Genomic DNA, 14,266 nt, shown 5'->3' on the forward strand with positions numbered 1-14,266 from the left:
CCGGGCGCGCGCGCGCCGCGGGCGCACGCCCAGAGCGCGTGGGGCGAGCTGCGGGCGGGGGGGCGGGGGACCGCCACCGACGGGGCGCCCCCCCGCCCCTTCGCTGTCCGTGGAGTTTGCTGAAGACTCGCCGGTAGACGAAATCGTGATCTGAACCACTGTTTTACCTGCTTGCCGGTGGCCCGTCCTGGGACTTACCGCGTGGGAATTACATCCGTGCGACTCGCAACACCTTGTGTTGTTCCCATCTGTCGGACACTAGGTGTAGTGTCTGTCGTACTGGAAGACGGTGTGGAGCCACCACTGATCGGGCCCAAGGGAAGGGGTTGCGAGCAGGGCTTTCTTCGTCAGATCCAGGAGTTTGCGCAGCATCACCCGTTCGTGCATTGCATACGGATCACAGGCTGTGGATCAGGCATAGGAGAGAGGGACTTCCATCATGACCATCACCGTGTACACCAAGCCCGCTTGCGTGCAGTGCAACGCCACCTACAAGGCTCTCGACAAGGTCGGCGTGGACTACGAGATCATCGACATCTCGGAGAACGACGAGGCGCGTGACTTCGTCATGGCGCTGGGCTACCTGCAGGCACCGGTTGTCGTCGCGGGTGAGGATCACTGGTCGGGCTTCCGTCCCGACCGCATCAAGTCGCTCGCCGTCGCGGCTGCTTAGTTCGCGCCGGTTCGCCGGTAAGGAGGCGCCATGCCCGAGCAGATGACTCCGGGCGGGCTGGTCTACTTCTCCAGCGCTTCGGAGAACACCCATCGTTTCGTCGAGAAGCTCGGTCTCCCGGCAACTCGACTTCCACTGCACACCGCTGATTCGCTGCGGATCGACGAACCCTACGTGCTGATCACCCCCACCTACGGCGGTGGTCGGCACGTCATGGGTGGACAGCGTCCCGACAAGGACCTCGTTCCGCGGCAAGTCGCCAAGTTCCTCAACGACCCACACAACCGTGCGCTGCTGCGCGGGGTGATCGCGGCCGGCAACACGAACTTCGGCGATACCTATTGCGTTGCAGGGGACATCATCTCGCAAAAATGCGGGGTGCCGTACTTGTATCGCTTCGAACTCATGGGAACCGCTGAGGACGTCGCGCGCGTCCGAGAGGGATTGGGATTGTTTTGGCAACAGCAACCACAGCACCGGCAGGAAAGTCAGCACGCTTAGAGCAGTCCGCGGTGCGCGGCGAGGCGGGCGAGGTGCTCGACTACCACGCTCTCAACGCGATGCTGAACCTGTACGGCCCCGACGGCGAGATCCAGTTCGACAAGGATCGCGAGGCCGCGCACCAGTACTTCCTGCAGCACGTGAACCAGAACACCGTCTTCTTCCACAACCTGGACGAGAAGCTGGACTACCTGGTCAAGGAGAACTACTACGAGACCGAGGTGCTCGACCAGTACGGTCGACCCTTCGTCAAGCAGCTGTTCCAGCAGGCCTACGCCAAGAAGTTCCGGTTCCCGACCTTCCTCGGCGCGTTCAAGTACTACACCTCGTACACGCTCAAGACCTTCGACGGTAAGCGCTACCTGGAGCGTTTCGAAGATCGTGTCTGCATGGTCGCGCTGACGCTGGCCGCCGGTGACGAGGTGCTCGCGCGCAACCTGGTCGACGAGATCATCGACGGCCGTTTCCAGCCCGCCACCCCCACCTTCCTCAACTCCGGCAAGAAGCAGCGCGGCGAGCCCGTGTCCTGCTTCCTGCTGCGCATCGAGGACAACATGGAGTCCATCGGGCGCTCCATCAACTCCGCGCTGCAGCTGTCCAAGCGCGGCGGCGGTGTCGCCTTGCTGCTCAGCAACATTCGTGAGCACGGCGCGCCGATCAAGAAGATCGAGAACCAGAGCTCGGGCGTCATCCCGATCATGAAGCTGCTGGAAGACTCGTTCTCCTACGCCAACCAGCTGGGCGCGCGGCAGGGCGCGGGCGCGGTGTACCTGCACGCCCACCACCCCGACATCTACCGCTTCCTCGATACCAAGCGCGAGAACGCGGACGAGAAGATCCGCATCAAGACGCTGTCGCTGGGTGTGGTGATCCCCGACATCACCTTCGAGCTGGCGAAGAAGAACGAGGACATGTACCTGTTCTCGCCGTACGACGTCGAGCGCATCTACGGCAAGCCGTTCGCCGATGTCGACGTCACCGAGAAGTACTACGAGATGGTCGACGACAAGCGCATCCGCAAGTCGAAGATCAAGGCGCGCGAGTTCTTCCAGACCATCGCCGAGCTGCAGTTCGAGTCGGGCTACCCCTACATCATGTTCGAGGACACGGTGAACCGGGCCAACCCGATCAAGGGCAAGATCACCCACTCGAACCTGTGCTCGGAGATCCTGCAGGTCTCCACCCCCTCGGAATTCAACGACGATCTGTCCTATTCCAAGGTGGGCAAGGACATCTCGTGCAACCTGGGTTCGCTCAACATCGCCAAGGCGATGGACTCGCCGGACTTCGGTCAGACCATCGAAACCTCGATCCGCGCGCTCACCGCTGTCTCGGACCAGACCCACATCTACTCGGTGCCCTCGATCGAGCAGGGCAACAACGAGTCCCACGCCATCGGCCTCGGCCAGATGAACCTGCACGGGTATCTGGCGCGTGAGCGGGTCCACTACGGCTCCGAAGAGGGTGTGGATTTCACCAACATCTACTTCTATACCGTTGTCTACCACGCGATTCGGGCCTCGAACCTGATCGCCAAGGAGCGCGGCAGCTCCTTCGGTGGGTTCGCCGACTCCAAGTACGCCAGCGGTGAGTACTTCGACAAGTACACCGAGCAGGCGTGGGAGCCCAAGACCGACAAGGTGGCTCAGATGTTCGCCGACGCCGGCGTGCGCATCCCCACCCAGGACGACTGGCGTCTGCTGAAGGCCTCGGTGCAGGAATACGGCATCTACAACCAGAACCTGCAGGCCGTCCCGCCGACGGGTTCGATCTCCTACATCAACCACTCCACCAGCTCGATCCACCCGGTGGCGTCGAAGATCGAGATCCGCAAGGAAGGCAAGATCGGCCGCGTCTACTACCCGGCCCCCTACCTGGACAACGACAACCTCGAGTACTACGACGACGCCTACGAAATCGGCTACGAGAAGATCATCGACACCTACGCCGCGGCCACCCAGCACGTGGACCAGGGCCTGTCGCTGACGCTGTTCTTCAAGGACACCGCCACCACCCGCGACCTGAACAAGGCGCAGATCTACGCATGGCGCAAGGGCATCAAGACGCTCTACTACATCCGCCTGCGCCAGATGGCTTTGGAGGGAACCGAAGTCGAGGGCTGCGTGTCCTGCATGCTGTGAGCTGAGCTCGGCACGAGGGGCGGTCTCCCGAGGGGGACCGCCCCTTATCCGTCAGCGGGCACTGTCGAAGAGGTCGAAGCAGGACCAGCCGCCTCGGAACCACTGGCCGATCAGCTGCCAGGTCGAGGGGTAGGTGCCGTCGGCGTAGCGCAGCCGGAGTCCGTAGGAGCACTTGCCGATCGTCGTGCGGGTGAGTCGTTGGATGACTGTCCGGTGTAGGAAGGACACGCCGAGCCAGGCGAGGATGCCGTACAGAACGGCTGTCGTTCCGGACGCGATGTACCAGGCGGTGGCGCCGATCGCGGCGTGCAGCGCCATATCGATGAGGAACGCGGGGATCACGCCGGTCTCGTCGCCGCTGGAAGTGCGTGCGGTGAGCGGAAATTCGTCCTCGAACGTCGGTCGCTCGGCGGCCTCGCGCTCGTATCCGCTGTTCCTCGCCGCGTGCCGGGGCGGTGCTGCGTTGCTCATAGGGCTCAGCGTGGTCGACACCTCTTAACAAGCACCCGCTGCCGACCTTGCCGACCTGCTCACCGGCTTGCGGCCGTCAGCCCGCGGAACCGGAAGACAGCCAGGGGAACCCCGAGGCCGATCCGGTGCCACCGGCAGAAGGTAAGTCGGCGCCTGCCGAGCCGGGACGGTGGATGCGGACGGTGACCGGGTCGGTGCCGTCGGCTTCCACGGTGACGATGCGCGCGCCGGGTGACGAGGTGACCTGTCCGCCGGTGACCTTCACCTCGTAGCCGTCCGGATGGAACAGGTCCGAGACGTAGATCTCGGTCGGTGCGGAGGCCGGGTGTGGACGGTACCGATAGGCGAAATCGCCTGTGCCGGAATCGAAGACCATGCTGTCGGGAGTGCCTGCCGTGGCCCGTGGATAGGTGCGGACGAGTTCGCGGCCGAGGTCGCCACGGAAGGGATCCCCGTCGCCGGAGCGGTAGTGCCAGTAGTGCCAGCCGACGAACCGTTCATCGGCCCGAATGGTGGTGTTGCGCAATACTGTCGGGTCACCGTCACCGAATTCGGTGACCATGGTGGGAATGTCGGTGCGGTCGGCGAACGAATCGATGTTCGACCAGGTCAGGTCCTGCTGCGCGGGGCACAACGCGCGCAGTTCCTCGGGCAGGCCGAGGTAGATCGCGAGCTGACTGGGGATGCAGTAATCGTGCGGGGAGAACACGATATTCGGACTGGTGATCGGTGGATTCTTGCCCAGGTGGCTCGGCATCGACTCGTTCCAGGTGACATTCGGCTCCCAGAACACCGGCACCGTGGCATTGCGCGCCCGGACCGCATCGGTCAGCTGTTGCAGCGCCCGTTGGTATTTCACGTCGAAGTCGGGACAGCCGTCCGGATAGCAGGTGAGAAACGGTGAGCCGGGCCACGGTTCGTTGAGCAACTCGATCCCGAGCACGCTCGCGCGCCCGTTCATCCGCTCGGCGAGCGCGCCGAGCGCGACCCCGAGATGATTCAGCACCCCATAGGTGTTGTTCCACACCTCGTCCCATCCGGCGTTCATGCTCGGCATCAGATAGAACAGCGGGAAGCCTGGATTCGGCTCGCCATCGGCGGGCCGGGCGCGGATCGCCCACTCGGGAAACCCGTTGCCGTCCCAGATCTTCGACAATCCGTCCTGGTGATTGTCGAGCAAGGTGTAGATCCCGTGCGCGGCAAGGGTATCCACCACATTCTCGACCCGATCCAGATAGGCGGTGTCGACAACGCCCTCCGTCGGCATCAACCCGTCGAACGACACTCCGAGCCGCACCGTGGAGAACCCGTGCCGGGCCAGGGTCGCCGCCGACGCATCGGTGAGGGTGAATCCGTCACCGGGTTGCAGGTAGGGCGCGTTCTTGTCGACGGTGTTCACGCCGTGCAGCAGGACTGTGCGTCCGTAGCCGTCGATCAACGCGGATCCCTGCGCACGCAACGGTGTCAGCGGTACTGCTGGCTCGGCGGTCACCGGGGCACTGCTCACGGCCAGCCCGGCCGCGAGGGCGAGTGCCGTCATCCAGCGCACCGGTCGCCTCATCGTCCTCAACATCTGCGTCCTCGATCCCCAGGCGGACACTCGGTCAACTGAACGAATGTCCAAGTCTGTTGGCGAGAGAACATAGCCGGAGTTCCGCACTGTGGTCAAGGCCACAGTTATGAAAGAGGCTGGATCACTTCATGTTCGAAGAGTTCGGCGCGGAGAGCGTCTTGCGGTAGGGCTTGGGATCAATTATGGTCGAGATGACTAATAGTGAGGTGGGGGAGATGAATCCGCTGGATCTGGTTGCCGCACTGCAGCAGCCGTTGTTCACGCTGCTCGGGACGGCGGTGAGCTGGACCGAGGTGCTCGGGTTCGGCAGTGGGGCGCTGTGCGTGTGGTTGGTCGCTCGCCAGCACATCGCGAACTGGCCGATCGGCATCGCCAACAATGTGTTCTTCATTCTGTTGTTCACCCAGGCAGGGCTTTTCGCCGACGCGGGGTTGCAGGTGGTGTTCATCGCGCTGGCCGGGTACGGGTGGTGGACGTGGGTGCACGGGTCCTCGCGCACCCAGCCGCTGCCTGTACGTCGGACGACGCGGGTCGAATGGCTGGTGCTCGCGGCGTGCGGGGTGCTCGGTACTGCCGCGATCACCGTGCTGCTCGACACCGCCACCGAGTCCACCGTGCCGTTCTGGGACGCGCTGACCACCGCGTTGTCGCTGATGGCGACCTATGGGCAGTGCCGCAAACGGCTGGAGTCGTGGTGGTTGTGGATCGCGGCCGATATCGTCTACATCCCGCTCTACGCCTACAAGGGGCTGTTCCTGACGGCGCTGTTGTACCTCGGATTCCTCGCGCTGTGCGTTCGGGGTTTGATCGCGTGGCGGCGTGATGTGGTCGAGGCGCCGGTGGTGGTCGCGGTATGACGCGGTATGGGCACGGGCTGGTGCTCGGCAAGTTCTATCCGCCGCATGCCGGACATCACCACTTGGTCCGCACCGCTGCCGCCCGCTGCGATCGGTTGACCGTGCTGGTGTGTGCCTCCTCGGTGGAGTCGATCCCACTCGCCGACCGGGTGGCCTGGATGCGCGAAATGCATTCGCAGCCAGGAATTTCCGTCGTCGGCGCCGTCGACGATGTGCCGATGGACATCAGCGACCCCGCGATCTGGGACGCCCACATGGCGGTGTTCTTCGCTGCTGTACCTGACCCCGTCGACGCGGTCTTCACCTCGGAGGCTTACGGCGAGGAGCTGGGCCGACGCTTCGGCGCCGACGCGATCTGCGTCGACCCGCGGCGGCTGCACCACCCGATCTCGGCGACCGAGATCCGCCGAAACCCGGTCGCGCACTGGGCCTTCCTCTCCCCGCCGGTCTGCGCCGCGATGACCAAGCGGGTGGTGGTGCTCGGTGCGGAATCGACGGGAACGACGACCATGGCCGAGGCGCTCGCCGCGCACTACGGCGCCCGCTACGTCCCCGAGTACGGCCGCGAATACAGCGAACGGAAGCTGGCCGCCCTCGGTCCGGGCGGGCACTGGTCCGACGTCGAGTTCACATCGCCGGAATTCCCGCTGATCGCCGCGCACCAGCAAGCGGCCGAGGACCGCGCGGCCCGCGAAACGGGGCCGGTACTCGTCTGCGATACCGATGCCTTCGCCACGACCATCTGGCACGAGCGCTACCTCGGCTTCGCTCATCCCGGCATCGTCGCCGAGCACCGTCAGCACCTGTGGTTGCTCACCGACCATGTCGGCGTCGCATTCGAAGACGACGGTTTGCGCGACGGCGAACGCCTACGGCCGTGGATGACCGAGCGTTTCCGCGACGAACTCACCCGCACCGGACGGCGATTCACGATGCTGACCGGCCCGCACGAGCAACGCCTCGCCACCGCTGTCGCCGCTGTCGACGAACTGCTGGCCGAAGGCTGGGCCATCGCGGACCCGCTGCCGGAACGCGCCGCAAGCGAACGGGCGTGCACGTAGTTCGCTGACAGCGCGCAAGACGCAGCACCCGGTGCGGGTTCGTCACAGCGCGAATGCGTGCTGGTGGTGATCGGCCAAGGTCTTGTCGAACGATGGCGTAGGGGCATTGCGGGCCTTGTTAGCGTGGCCGCGATTTGCGATGCACGGTGAGAGGAAACGGATGAAGCGCGCGCTCATGGTGGTGGCGGCCGGGGGATCGGCGTTGGCAGCGCTCGTCGGATGTTCGAGCGAGAAACCCGAGCCCGCGGAAACGACGGCATTGTTCGAGCCGTGCACCGGGGTTGCCGCGGACGCACTGCGGGAGGCCGGTGTCGACCCCGCGACGAAGGTGGCGACCGGTGCGGCTTCCGCCGGCTGGCAGACTTGCGCGTGGACCGGCGCCACTGCCCACCTGAGGGTGTTCTCGACCTCGCGAACTCTCCAGGAATTCGAAAAGGAATCAGGCGCCTCAGCTTTCACCGACTACACCGTCGCAGGCCGCACCGGTCGCCGACTCGGTGACACCCCTACCTCCTGCGACATTCTCTTCTCCGCAGCCCAAGGTGTAATCCGCATGGTCGTAGTGAACAACCCCACCCAACCGGCCACCGACGCCTGCGCCACCCTGCGCCACATGGGCGAATCGATCGTCCCGACCTTTCCCGCGTAGGCCGGCGAATCACGACCGCCCGTCATTCCTGAGTGCTGTTCGGTGACGACGGGGCTCAGGGTAAGGAGCGTGCCGGGTGGCTGTTCGTATCTGTCGGTCAGCGCCGATGCTTCGCGCCGCACGGCCTCCGGTTGCCTCATGGCGCCACGGTAGAAGGCGTGGCTCAATACCGGCCGTTGGTTATGCCAATGCCGGGATCACCTCGCGTTCGAACAGTTCGATGCCGGAGGTGTCGTAGGCGGCTTCGGGGAAGTTGAGGATGGCGTAGGCGAGGCCGAGATTCTTTACCTCGGTGAGGCGTTCGATGATCTGCTCCGGGGTGCCGACGGCCGCGCTGGTCGCGAACTGTTCGTGCACATAGGATTTCGCCTCGTCGGCGCCGAGGAACGGGGTATAGCGGTCGATGACGGCCGAAAGGCGTTCTTGTACTTCGGTTTCGGTGGTGCCGACGATCGCGTTGAAGTTGGAGCTGCGGGTGATCGCCGAGAAATCGGTGCCGACCTCGGTGCAGTGTTGGCGCAGGACGTCGGACTTGCGGGCGAACTCTTCGGGATTGCCGCTGAAGTTGGTGTGATCTGCGTACTTCGCGGCGATGCGCAGCGTCTTCTTCTCGCCGCCACCGGCTATCCAGATCGGAATCCCGTTCTCCTGCAACGGTCGTGGGTGCACGATGGCGTCGTCGACCTGGTAGTACTTGCCGTCGAGCGTCGCCCGGCCGGTCTGCCACGCCTGGCGGAAGATCTGCACGCCTTCGTCCAGTCGGCCCAGCCGCTCACCGGCGGACGGGAAGCCGTAACCGTAAGCGCGCCACTCGTGTTCGTACCAGCCACCGCCGATGCCCATCTCCACCCGGCCACCCGAGATGAGGTCGACGGTGGCGGCCACCTTGGCGAGATAGGCGGGGTTGCGGTAGCTCACGGCGGTACACATCTGGCCCAGCCGCACACGGGACGTGGTGGCCGCGAACGCCGCCATCAACGACCACGCCTCGTGGGTCGCCTCGTCGGTGGGAACGGGCGTGGTGTGGAAGTGGTCGTAGACCCAGATCGACTCCCAGTCGGTACCGGCGTCGAACCGCTGGGCCAGCTCGCGCATCACCGACCACTGGTCGGCCGGTTCGATACCGACCAGATCTAGCCGCCAGCCCTGGGGAACGAAAATGCCGAAGCGCACAGGTTTTCTCCTGGAGTGAGAAGGATGGAACTCGAGCGGCGCCGCACGCCGCGGATGTCGAGATCCACTGTTCCACTTCTGCGCGCTCAGGCAACTATTGTGCGCGCACCGCGCTGAACCCTGGACCGGCCGTTATGCACCGAAATTCACTTGGCACGCGGGGAAAACCCGGGCATGCTTGCAGTCGTATGAACAATATTTCCCCACCCCGCCTCGGCGTCGATTTCGGCCGAGTGATCCAGGGGGCGGCGCTCACTCCAGGCGCCGCGGACACCGTATTCCTCTCGGGCGGCATCGACGAAGCGATGAGCACTCCGCCCAGCCCCGAGGCGTTCGAAGTGCTCAACCGGCTGGTCACCCGCTTCGACGGCAATGCCTGGGTGATCTCGAAATGCGGCCCGCGCATCGAGCAACGCACCAGGCAATGGCTCGACCACCACGACTTCGCCGCCCGCACCGGCATTCCCCGAGAACACCTGCGCTTCTGCCGAACTCGCGCGGGCAAGGCGCCGCACTGCACCGACCTCGCCATCACCCACATGATCGACGACCGGCTCGACGTGCACCGGATCCTGCGCGATCTGGTGCCCCGGCTGTATCTGTTCGGCGCGCAGACCGGGCAGATCCCCGATTGGGTGACCCACACGCCCGACTGGCATGCGGTCGAGCGTGCCGTCGGTGCGGATCTCGCAGGTCAGGCGCTCGGGTCGCCGTAGGAGGCGGCGATGTCCTTGCTGCTCGGCCAGCCGCTGTAGGTCGGTGACTGCGGCCAGCCCTCGGGGCTGTCCTGCCACTCCTCTTGACGCCCGTAGGGCAGCGCGTCGATGAGGCCGAAGCTGTAGGCGAGTTGTTCGGTGCCACGGCCGTCGGTGTGCCAGCTGCGGTAGACCGTGTCGCCGTCGCGCAGGAAGGTGTTCACGGCGAAGCCCTCGCCGGGGCCTGCGCCCATGTCGGCGCCGAACGGGCTGTCGGCGGTGGAATACCAGGTCATTGTGTTGCCGACGCGCTTCTTGTAGGCGAGCACCTCGTCCATCGGCCCCTGCGTCACGATGACGAATCGCGCGTCGTAGCCGTCGAGGAAATCCAGCCGTGCGTACTGCGCGGTGAGGCCGGTGCAGCCGGCGCACTGCCAGGTGTTCCCCGGCGTCCACATGTGGTGATAGGTGATCAGCTGCGAGTGCCCGTCGAAGAGGTCGGCGAGCGAAACATCGCTGCCGTCTTCGGCTTTCAGCGTGTAGCCGGGCAGGCGGACGGCGGGCATGCGCCGCCGCTGGGCGGCGACGGCGTCGAGTTCACGCGTCGCCGCCTTCTCCCTGATCCTGAGCTGATCGAGTTCGGCCTGCCAGGCGTCGCGATCGACGATGGTGGGCAATGCGGTCATGATGGGCCACCCTTCGATGTATACGGTGTGCACATTTGATATGTTCACACCGTATACTTCACCGAAAGGGAGTTCAAGGGTTGGCCTATCACCACGGTGACCTCGCGGCGGCATTGGTCGAAGCCGGGCTGGAACTCACCAGGTCCGGCGGGCCGGAGGCGCTCACGATCCGCGAAGTCACCCGCCGGGTCGGCGTCACGCCGAACGCCGCCTACCGGCACTTTCCCGACCGGCAAGCCCTGCTGCGCGCGGTGTCGGCCGCGATCGAGTCCAGGATGGCCGAGGGGATGGAGCGCAGCCAGGCGGCGCCGCGGGCGAGTCTGCGCGCGGTAGGCCTGGGCTATATCGGGTTCGCGCTGCTCGAGCCGGGCTGGTTCGCGGTCGCGTTCTTCGGTGCCGGTGACACCTCGCCCGAGTCGGTCGTCGACTCGCCCGCCTACCTCGCTCTCGCCGACGCGCTCGACATGATGGTCCACGTCGGCGATCTCGCCCCCGCGGCGCGTCCGGGTGCGACCTGGAGTTGCTGGTCCACCGTGCACGGATTCGCGGAACTGGCGTTGCGTGGGCCGTTGCGGCATCTGGACCGTGCGCAGCTGTGGCCGCTCGCCGAACAAGCCGTCGACACCGTCATCGCCGGGTTGCCGCCAGTGGTGTGATCGGTGTCACTGTGACCAGTGGTACGCGAGCTCGAGGTGAAACGAGTGGGCTCCGCATGTATTCTCATGGGTGGAAGGGTGTGCCCGGGTGGGTACTCCAAGCGATTCGCGGAGCGATATCCCGCGGCGACTGCGAGGAGGTGGGGTTGCAATGCGCAACGAACCTCCCAGTCGAAGGCCGCGCGGCGTCGCCCCTTCGTCTTCGCACTGCAAATCCTGACCTGCTCGGGCCGGTCTGTGCGTGCCGACCTCGGCGGTGGACGCCCCGCGGTGTGAACCACCGTCACTCGTTCCACTTTTCGCGCATCCTGTAGCTGTGCCGCAGGGGTGTGCGCTGTTACGCCAGAGGACTCGATCATGTCGAACGTCGATCTCGTCACCACCCGTCATGTACCCACCGAAACCGTTGTGCCCGAAGTGATTTCGCCGCGCCGGACCGCCGTCGAAGACCACGCGGTCACCGAGGCGCTCGAGATCCTGTCCGAATCGGTGCGCGACATCGTCGAGACCCACCGGGTCTGTGGCGGTCTCGACTGGCTCGACAACCGTCCGCCGCACGTCATCGCCGACGCGCTGGCCCGCATGGACGCCGTGCAGGCCGGTGTCGTGTTCCGGCTGCTCGACAAGGAGCGCGCCCTCAGCGTGTTCGAAGAGCTGGAGCCGGTCGACCAGCAGCAGATCCTGCAGGGCCTGCGCGAGAAGAGCTTTCGCGATCTCGTCGAGGCGATGGACCCCGACGACCGCGCCCGCATGCTGCACGAAGCACCCGCCAAGGTCGCCAAGAAGGTACTCGCCGGGCTGAGCCCGCGCGAGCGCCGGATGACGGCCACGCTGCTCGGCTACCCCGAGGGCTCGGTCGGGCTGTACATGACGCCGGAAGTCGTTGCGCTGCCGGACAATCTGACCGTCGCCCAGGCGCTGGGTTGTGTGCGCGCCAAGGGCAGCAACGCCGAAACGGTCTACACGTTGCCCGTGGTCGATCGCGGACGCCGCCTCACCGGCATCGTCGAACTGCGTGAGCTGGTACTGCACTCCCCGGACGCGATGGTGTCCGAACTCGTCGTCACCGAACCGCCGTTCGTGCGGGCCACCGATTCCGCGGAGAAGGCCGCCCGGCTGATGAGTTCCACCAACCTCATCAACCTGGTGGTCGTCGACAGCGAGGACCGGGTGGTCGGGCTGCTCACCATCGACGACGCCATGGAGGTGCTCGAGGCCGCCGACAGCGAGGACGTCGCCAAGCAGGCCGGTTCGGCGCCGTGGGAGGGCCACTACATGGCCGCCAAGGTGTTCCAGCTGGCGCGCTACCGGGCGTTGTGGCTGACGCTGCTGTTGTTCGCGGCCACCCTGACCGTGAGTGTCACCGACATGTTCGCCACGACACTCGAGCAGGCGGCGAGCCTGGCACTGTTCATCCCGTTGCTGATCGGGGCGGGCGGCAATGCCGGTGCGCAGGCGGCGACGGCGTGCGTGCGAGCGCTGGCGGTCGGCGAGGTGCGCGTCTCGGATCTGTTCAAGGTGATCTGGCGCGAATGCCGGGTCGGGCTGGTACTCGGCACCATGCTCGCCGCCGCCGGGCTGCTGATCGGCACGGTGTTCGTCGGGCCGAGGATCGCCATCGTCGTGGCCATCACCCTGGTGGTCATCTGCGGCTGGGCGGCGACCATCGGCGGCACGATGCCGTTGCTGGCCAAGAAGTTCCGCATCGACCCCGCGGTCGTGTCGGCGCCGATGGTGACCACGCTGGTCGATGCGACCGGGCTGATCATCTACTTCACAACCGCGAAGCTGGTGCTGGGAATCTGAAGCTGGTGCTGGGGATCTAACGCGCTGGGAAGAGCGTGAGAGCCTGTGCCATGACGTCCTTGGCGACGTCGTCGGTGGCGGCGACCACCTCGACAACCGGAATACGCCTGCCGAACGCGGTGGATTCGGCGGGCAGTTCCGGGCCGACGGCCGCGGTGTAGATCGGGATCGAGCTGTCGTAGACCGAGACCGAGCGGTGCACGGTGCGGCCGTCGATACGGTCCTCGGTGCTGTTGGCGGCCAGATACTCGGGCACGCGGTACTCGTAGCTCACGGTGATCTTCTCGCCGCGATAACCGAACAGGCACTGGGTCAGGCGCTGCTCGTCGTCACGGACGGCCCCTGCCAGTTTCGTGCGAACCGTGCACGGGTCGGCGCCGAGCAGCACCGTAGGCGCGGTGTCGGGGGAGGTGCCCTGCTTCGGTGACTGACGCCAGCGATCGATCATGCCGGGCATCAGGTCACCGGCGACGGTGCACGGGTTCTTGCCGGGAGTGGACAGGCCGAGGTAGAAGGCGGCGCCGGACGGGAACCAGGCCGTCGCACCGCAGGCCCGGGGTTCACCGGAATCGCGGTCGGGGACCGTGCGCACGCTGGCGTCGCCGACCTGCGTGGTGACCCCCCTACCGGTCGAGCCGAGTCTGTCCAGCAGGGTGGCGTGCCAGGTCAGGGTGGAATCCTCGCGGCCTTCGCCGCTGCCGAGGATGGCTCGACACGAATCAAGGCCGACGGTCACGCTCTTGACCTCACCGATCTTCCCGAGCGTTTCGCGCGGTAGCACCGCGCAGACATCGACCTGGCGCGTCGCCTGGGCCACCTCGTCGCGCTGGCGCTCGTCTTGGGGGGCCTTCGACCAGAACTCCGGGGGCTGGGCGGGAATCACCGGTGCGGGCGGCGGCGGCAGTTTCCCGTAGTCGGGTGGATTGCCCGCGTCGTCACTCCCGCAGCCGGCGCACACGAGCAACGCGGCAGCGGCCAGCGCCATCCTGCGATACATCGGTACCCCTGTCCTCGGCAGACCCGGGCCCGGACCCGAGCCCGACCACCGAGTCTGCCCGTGACGGCAACCCTCGCGCAAACATCACGCCAGGTCGTTCTCAGAACGTTGTCGTCCGAGTCGGCGGCAGGGTGTCAGCGCACCAGCGGCAGGGTTTCGCGCATGACCTTCTCCGCGATCGTCGAGTGGGCCGTGACCGAGACGGTCGGCACGCGCCGACCGAGCAGCGCGTCGGGGGGGGCCCCGGCGAGGGCCGAGGCCCCCCCCCCCGACCACCAAACCACAAAAGAACGGGGGGGGGGGGAACAGGAAAACAAACCGGGGGAG

General features: G+C 65.8%; 14 protein-coding genes. 9 read left to right on the top strand and 5 right to left on the bottom strand.

Annotated elements, in window-relative coordinates; translation table 11 throughout:
• The first annotated feature begins 439 nt into the window (after positions 1–439).
• From nrdH to nrdE, 3 genes are read left to right on the top strand one after another with little or no spacing between them, the layout of a single operon-like run.
• Positions 440–673 carry a glutaredoxin-like protein NrdH gene (gene nrdH, locus ACFWPX_RS11720; RefSeq protein ID WP_378912651.1) on the top strand — a complete coding sequence of 78 codons (234 nt, stop codon included), beginning with the start codon at positions 440–442 and terminating at the stop codon, positions 671–673.
• A gap of 30 nt (positions 674–703) precedes the next feature.
• Positions 704–1,174 carry a class Ib ribonucleoside-diphosphate reductase assembly flavoprotein NrdI gene (gene nrdI / locus ACFWPX_RS11725; protein WP_378912650.1) on the top strand — a complete coding sequence of 157 codons (471 nt, stop codon included), beginning with the start codon at positions 704–706 and terminating at the stop codon, positions 1,172–1,174.
• 59 nt (positions 1,175–1,233) lie between these two features.
• Entirely contained in the window at positions 1,234–3,315 is a 2,082-nt protein-coding gene (gene nrdE, locus ACFWPX_RS11730; RefSeq protein ID WP_378927552.1) for a class 1b ribonucleoside-diphosphate reductase subunit alpha, read from the top strand.
• A gap of 51 nt (positions 3,316–3,366) precedes the next feature.
• On the opposite strand, the gene ACFWPX_RS11735 is transcribed toward nrdE, so the two are convergent.
• A complete protein-coding gene (locus ACFWPX_RS11735) occupies positions 3,367–3,786 on the bottom strand; it encodes an RDD family protein (RefSeq protein WP_378927388.1) in 420 nt (139 codons plus the stop codon).
• A gap of 76 nt (positions 3,787–3,862) precedes the next feature.
• Positions 3,863–5,347 (bottom strand): cellulase family glycosylhydrolase, encoded by a 1,485-nt coding sequence (locus ACFWPX_RS11740; protein ID WP_378927390.1) that lies wholly within the window; start codon positions 5,345–5,347, stop codon positions 3,863–3,865.
• Between the two features lie 203 nt (positions 5,348–5,550).
• Here ACFWPX_RS11740 and pnuC point away from each other — a divergent pair, with 203 nt between their 5' ends.
• The 3 genes from pnuC (at position 5,551) to ACFWPX_RS11755 (ending at position 7,926) form a co-directional block, all read left to right on the top strand.
• Complete coding sequence (gene pnuC, locus ACFWPX_RS11745) at positions 5,551–6,216, top strand: nicotinamide riboside transporter PnuC (RefSeq protein ID WP_378927392.1); 666 nt, start codon at positions 5,551–5,553, stop codon at positions 6,214–6,216.
• Entirely contained in the window at positions 6,213–7,277 is a 1,065-nt protein-coding gene (locus ACFWPX_RS11750; RefSeq protein ID WP_378927394.1) for an AAA family ATPase, read from the top strand. Before pnuC ends, ACFWPX_RS11750 begins: the two co-directional genes overlap by 4 nt.
• A 160-nt stretch (positions 7,278–7,437) precedes the next feature.
• Positions 7,438–7,926, top strand: coding sequence for a DUF3558 family protein (locus ACFWPX_RS11755; protein ID WP_378912645.1), 489 nt, complete (start codon positions 7,438–7,440; stop codon positions 7,924–7,926).
• Between the two features lie 180 nt (positions 7,927–8,106).
• Here ACFWPX_RS11755 and ACFWPX_RS11760 read toward each other — a convergent pair whose 3' ends face one another.
• Positions 8,107–9,099 carry an LLM class F420-dependent oxidoreductase gene (locus ACFWPX_RS11760; protein WP_378927396.1) on the bottom strand — a complete coding sequence of 331 codons (993 nt, stop codon included), beginning with the start codon at positions 9,097–9,099 and terminating at the stop codon, positions 8,107–8,109.
• A gap of 188 nt (positions 9,100–9,287) precedes the next feature.
• On the opposite strand from ACFWPX_RS11760, the gene ACFWPX_RS11765 reads away from it, so the two are divergent.
• On the top strand, positions 9,288–9,815 hold the full coding sequence (locus ACFWPX_RS11765; RefSeq protein ID WP_378927398.1) for a hypothetical protein: 528 nt from the start codon (positions 9,288–9,290) through the stop codon (positions 9,813–9,815).
• Here ACFWPX_RS11765 and ACFWPX_RS11770 read toward each other — a convergent pair.
• The gene (locus ACFWPX_RS11770) at positions 9,794–10,480 is read right to left on the bottom strand and encodes a DUF899 family protein (protein ID WP_378927400.1); all 687 of its coding nucleotides are present in this window, start codon (positions 10,478–10,480) and stop codon (positions 9,794–9,796) included. The genes ACFWPX_RS11765 and ACFWPX_RS11770 overlap by 22 nt on opposite strands.
• An 80-nt stretch (positions 10,481–10,560) precedes the next feature.
• Here ACFWPX_RS11770 and ACFWPX_RS11775 point away from each other — a divergent pair, with 80 nt between their 5' ends.
• Both ACFWPX_RS11775 and mgtE read left to right on the top strand, forming a co-directional pair.
• A complete protein-coding gene (locus ACFWPX_RS11775; protein ID WP_378927402.1) occupies positions 10,561–11,136 on the top strand; it encodes a TetR/AcrR family transcriptional regulator in 576 nt (191 codons plus the stop codon).
• 357 nt (positions 11,137–11,493) lie between these two features.
• A complete protein-coding gene (gene mgtE, locus ACFWPX_RS11780; RefSeq protein ID WP_378927404.1) occupies positions 11,494–12,942 on the top strand; it encodes a magnesium transporter in 1,449 nt (482 codons plus the stop codon).
• Between the two features lie 16 nt (positions 12,943–12,958).
• Here the strand turns inward: mgtE and ACFWPX_RS11785 are convergent, their stop codons facing one another.
• A complete protein-coding gene (locus ACFWPX_RS11785) occupies positions 12,959–13,939 on the bottom strand; it encodes a peptidase (protein ID WP_378927406.1) in 981 nt (326 codons plus the stop codon).
• Positions 13,940–14,266: the final 327 nt, after the last annotated feature.

The organism is Nocardia sp. NPDC058518, from assembly GCF_042719655.1.
Lineage (GTDB): Bacteria > Actinomycetota > Actinomycetes > Mycobacteriales > Mycobacteriaceae > Nocardia.

Coding starts and splice junctions, on each gene's coding strand:
- nrdH (WP_378912651.1), top strand. CDS start 440: ATGACCATCACCGTGTACACCAAGCCCGCTTGCGTGCAGTGCAACGCC.
- nrdI (WP_378912650.1), top strand. CDS start 704: ATGCCCGAGCAGATGACTCCGGGCGGGCTGGTCTACTTCTCCAGCGCT.
- ACFWPX_RS11755 (WP_378912645.1), top strand. CDS start 7,438: ATGAAGCGCGCGCTCATGGTGGTGGCGGCCGGGGGATCGGCGTTGGCA.
- pnuC (WP_378927392.1), top strand. CDS start 5,551: ATGACTAATAGTGAGGTGGGGGAGATGAATCCGCTGGATCTGGTTGCC.
- ACFWPX_RS11750 (WP_378927394.1), top strand. CDS start 6,213: ATGACGCGGTATGGGCACGGGCTGGTGCTCGGCAAGTTCTATCCGCCG.
- mgtE (WP_378927404.1), top strand. CDS start 11,494: ATGTCGAACGTCGATCTCGTCACCACCCGTCATGTACCCACCGAAACC.
- ACFWPX_RS11735 (WP_378927388.1), bottom strand. CDS start 3,786: ATGAGCAACGCAGCACCGCCCCGGCACGCGGCGAGGAACAGCGGATAC.
- ACFWPX_RS11765 (WP_378927398.1), top strand. CDS start 9,288: ATGAACAATATTTCCCCACCCCGCCTCGGCGTCGATTTCGGCCGAGTG.
- ACFWPX_RS11785 (WP_378927406.1), bottom strand. CDS start 13,939: ATGTATCGCAGGATGGCGCTGGCCGCTGCCGCGTTGCTCGTGTGCGCC.
- ACFWPX_RS11740 (WP_378927390.1), bottom strand. CDS start 5,347: ATGAGGCGACCGGTGCGCTGGATGACGGCACTCGCCCTCGCGGCCGGG.
- nrdE (WP_378927552.1), top strand. CDS start 1,234: ATGCTGAACCTGTACGGCCCCGACGGCGAGATCCAGTTCGACAAGGAT.
- ACFWPX_RS11770 (WP_378927400.1), bottom strand. CDS start 10,480: ATGACCGCATTGCCCACCATCGTCGATCGCGACGCCTGGCAGGCCGAA.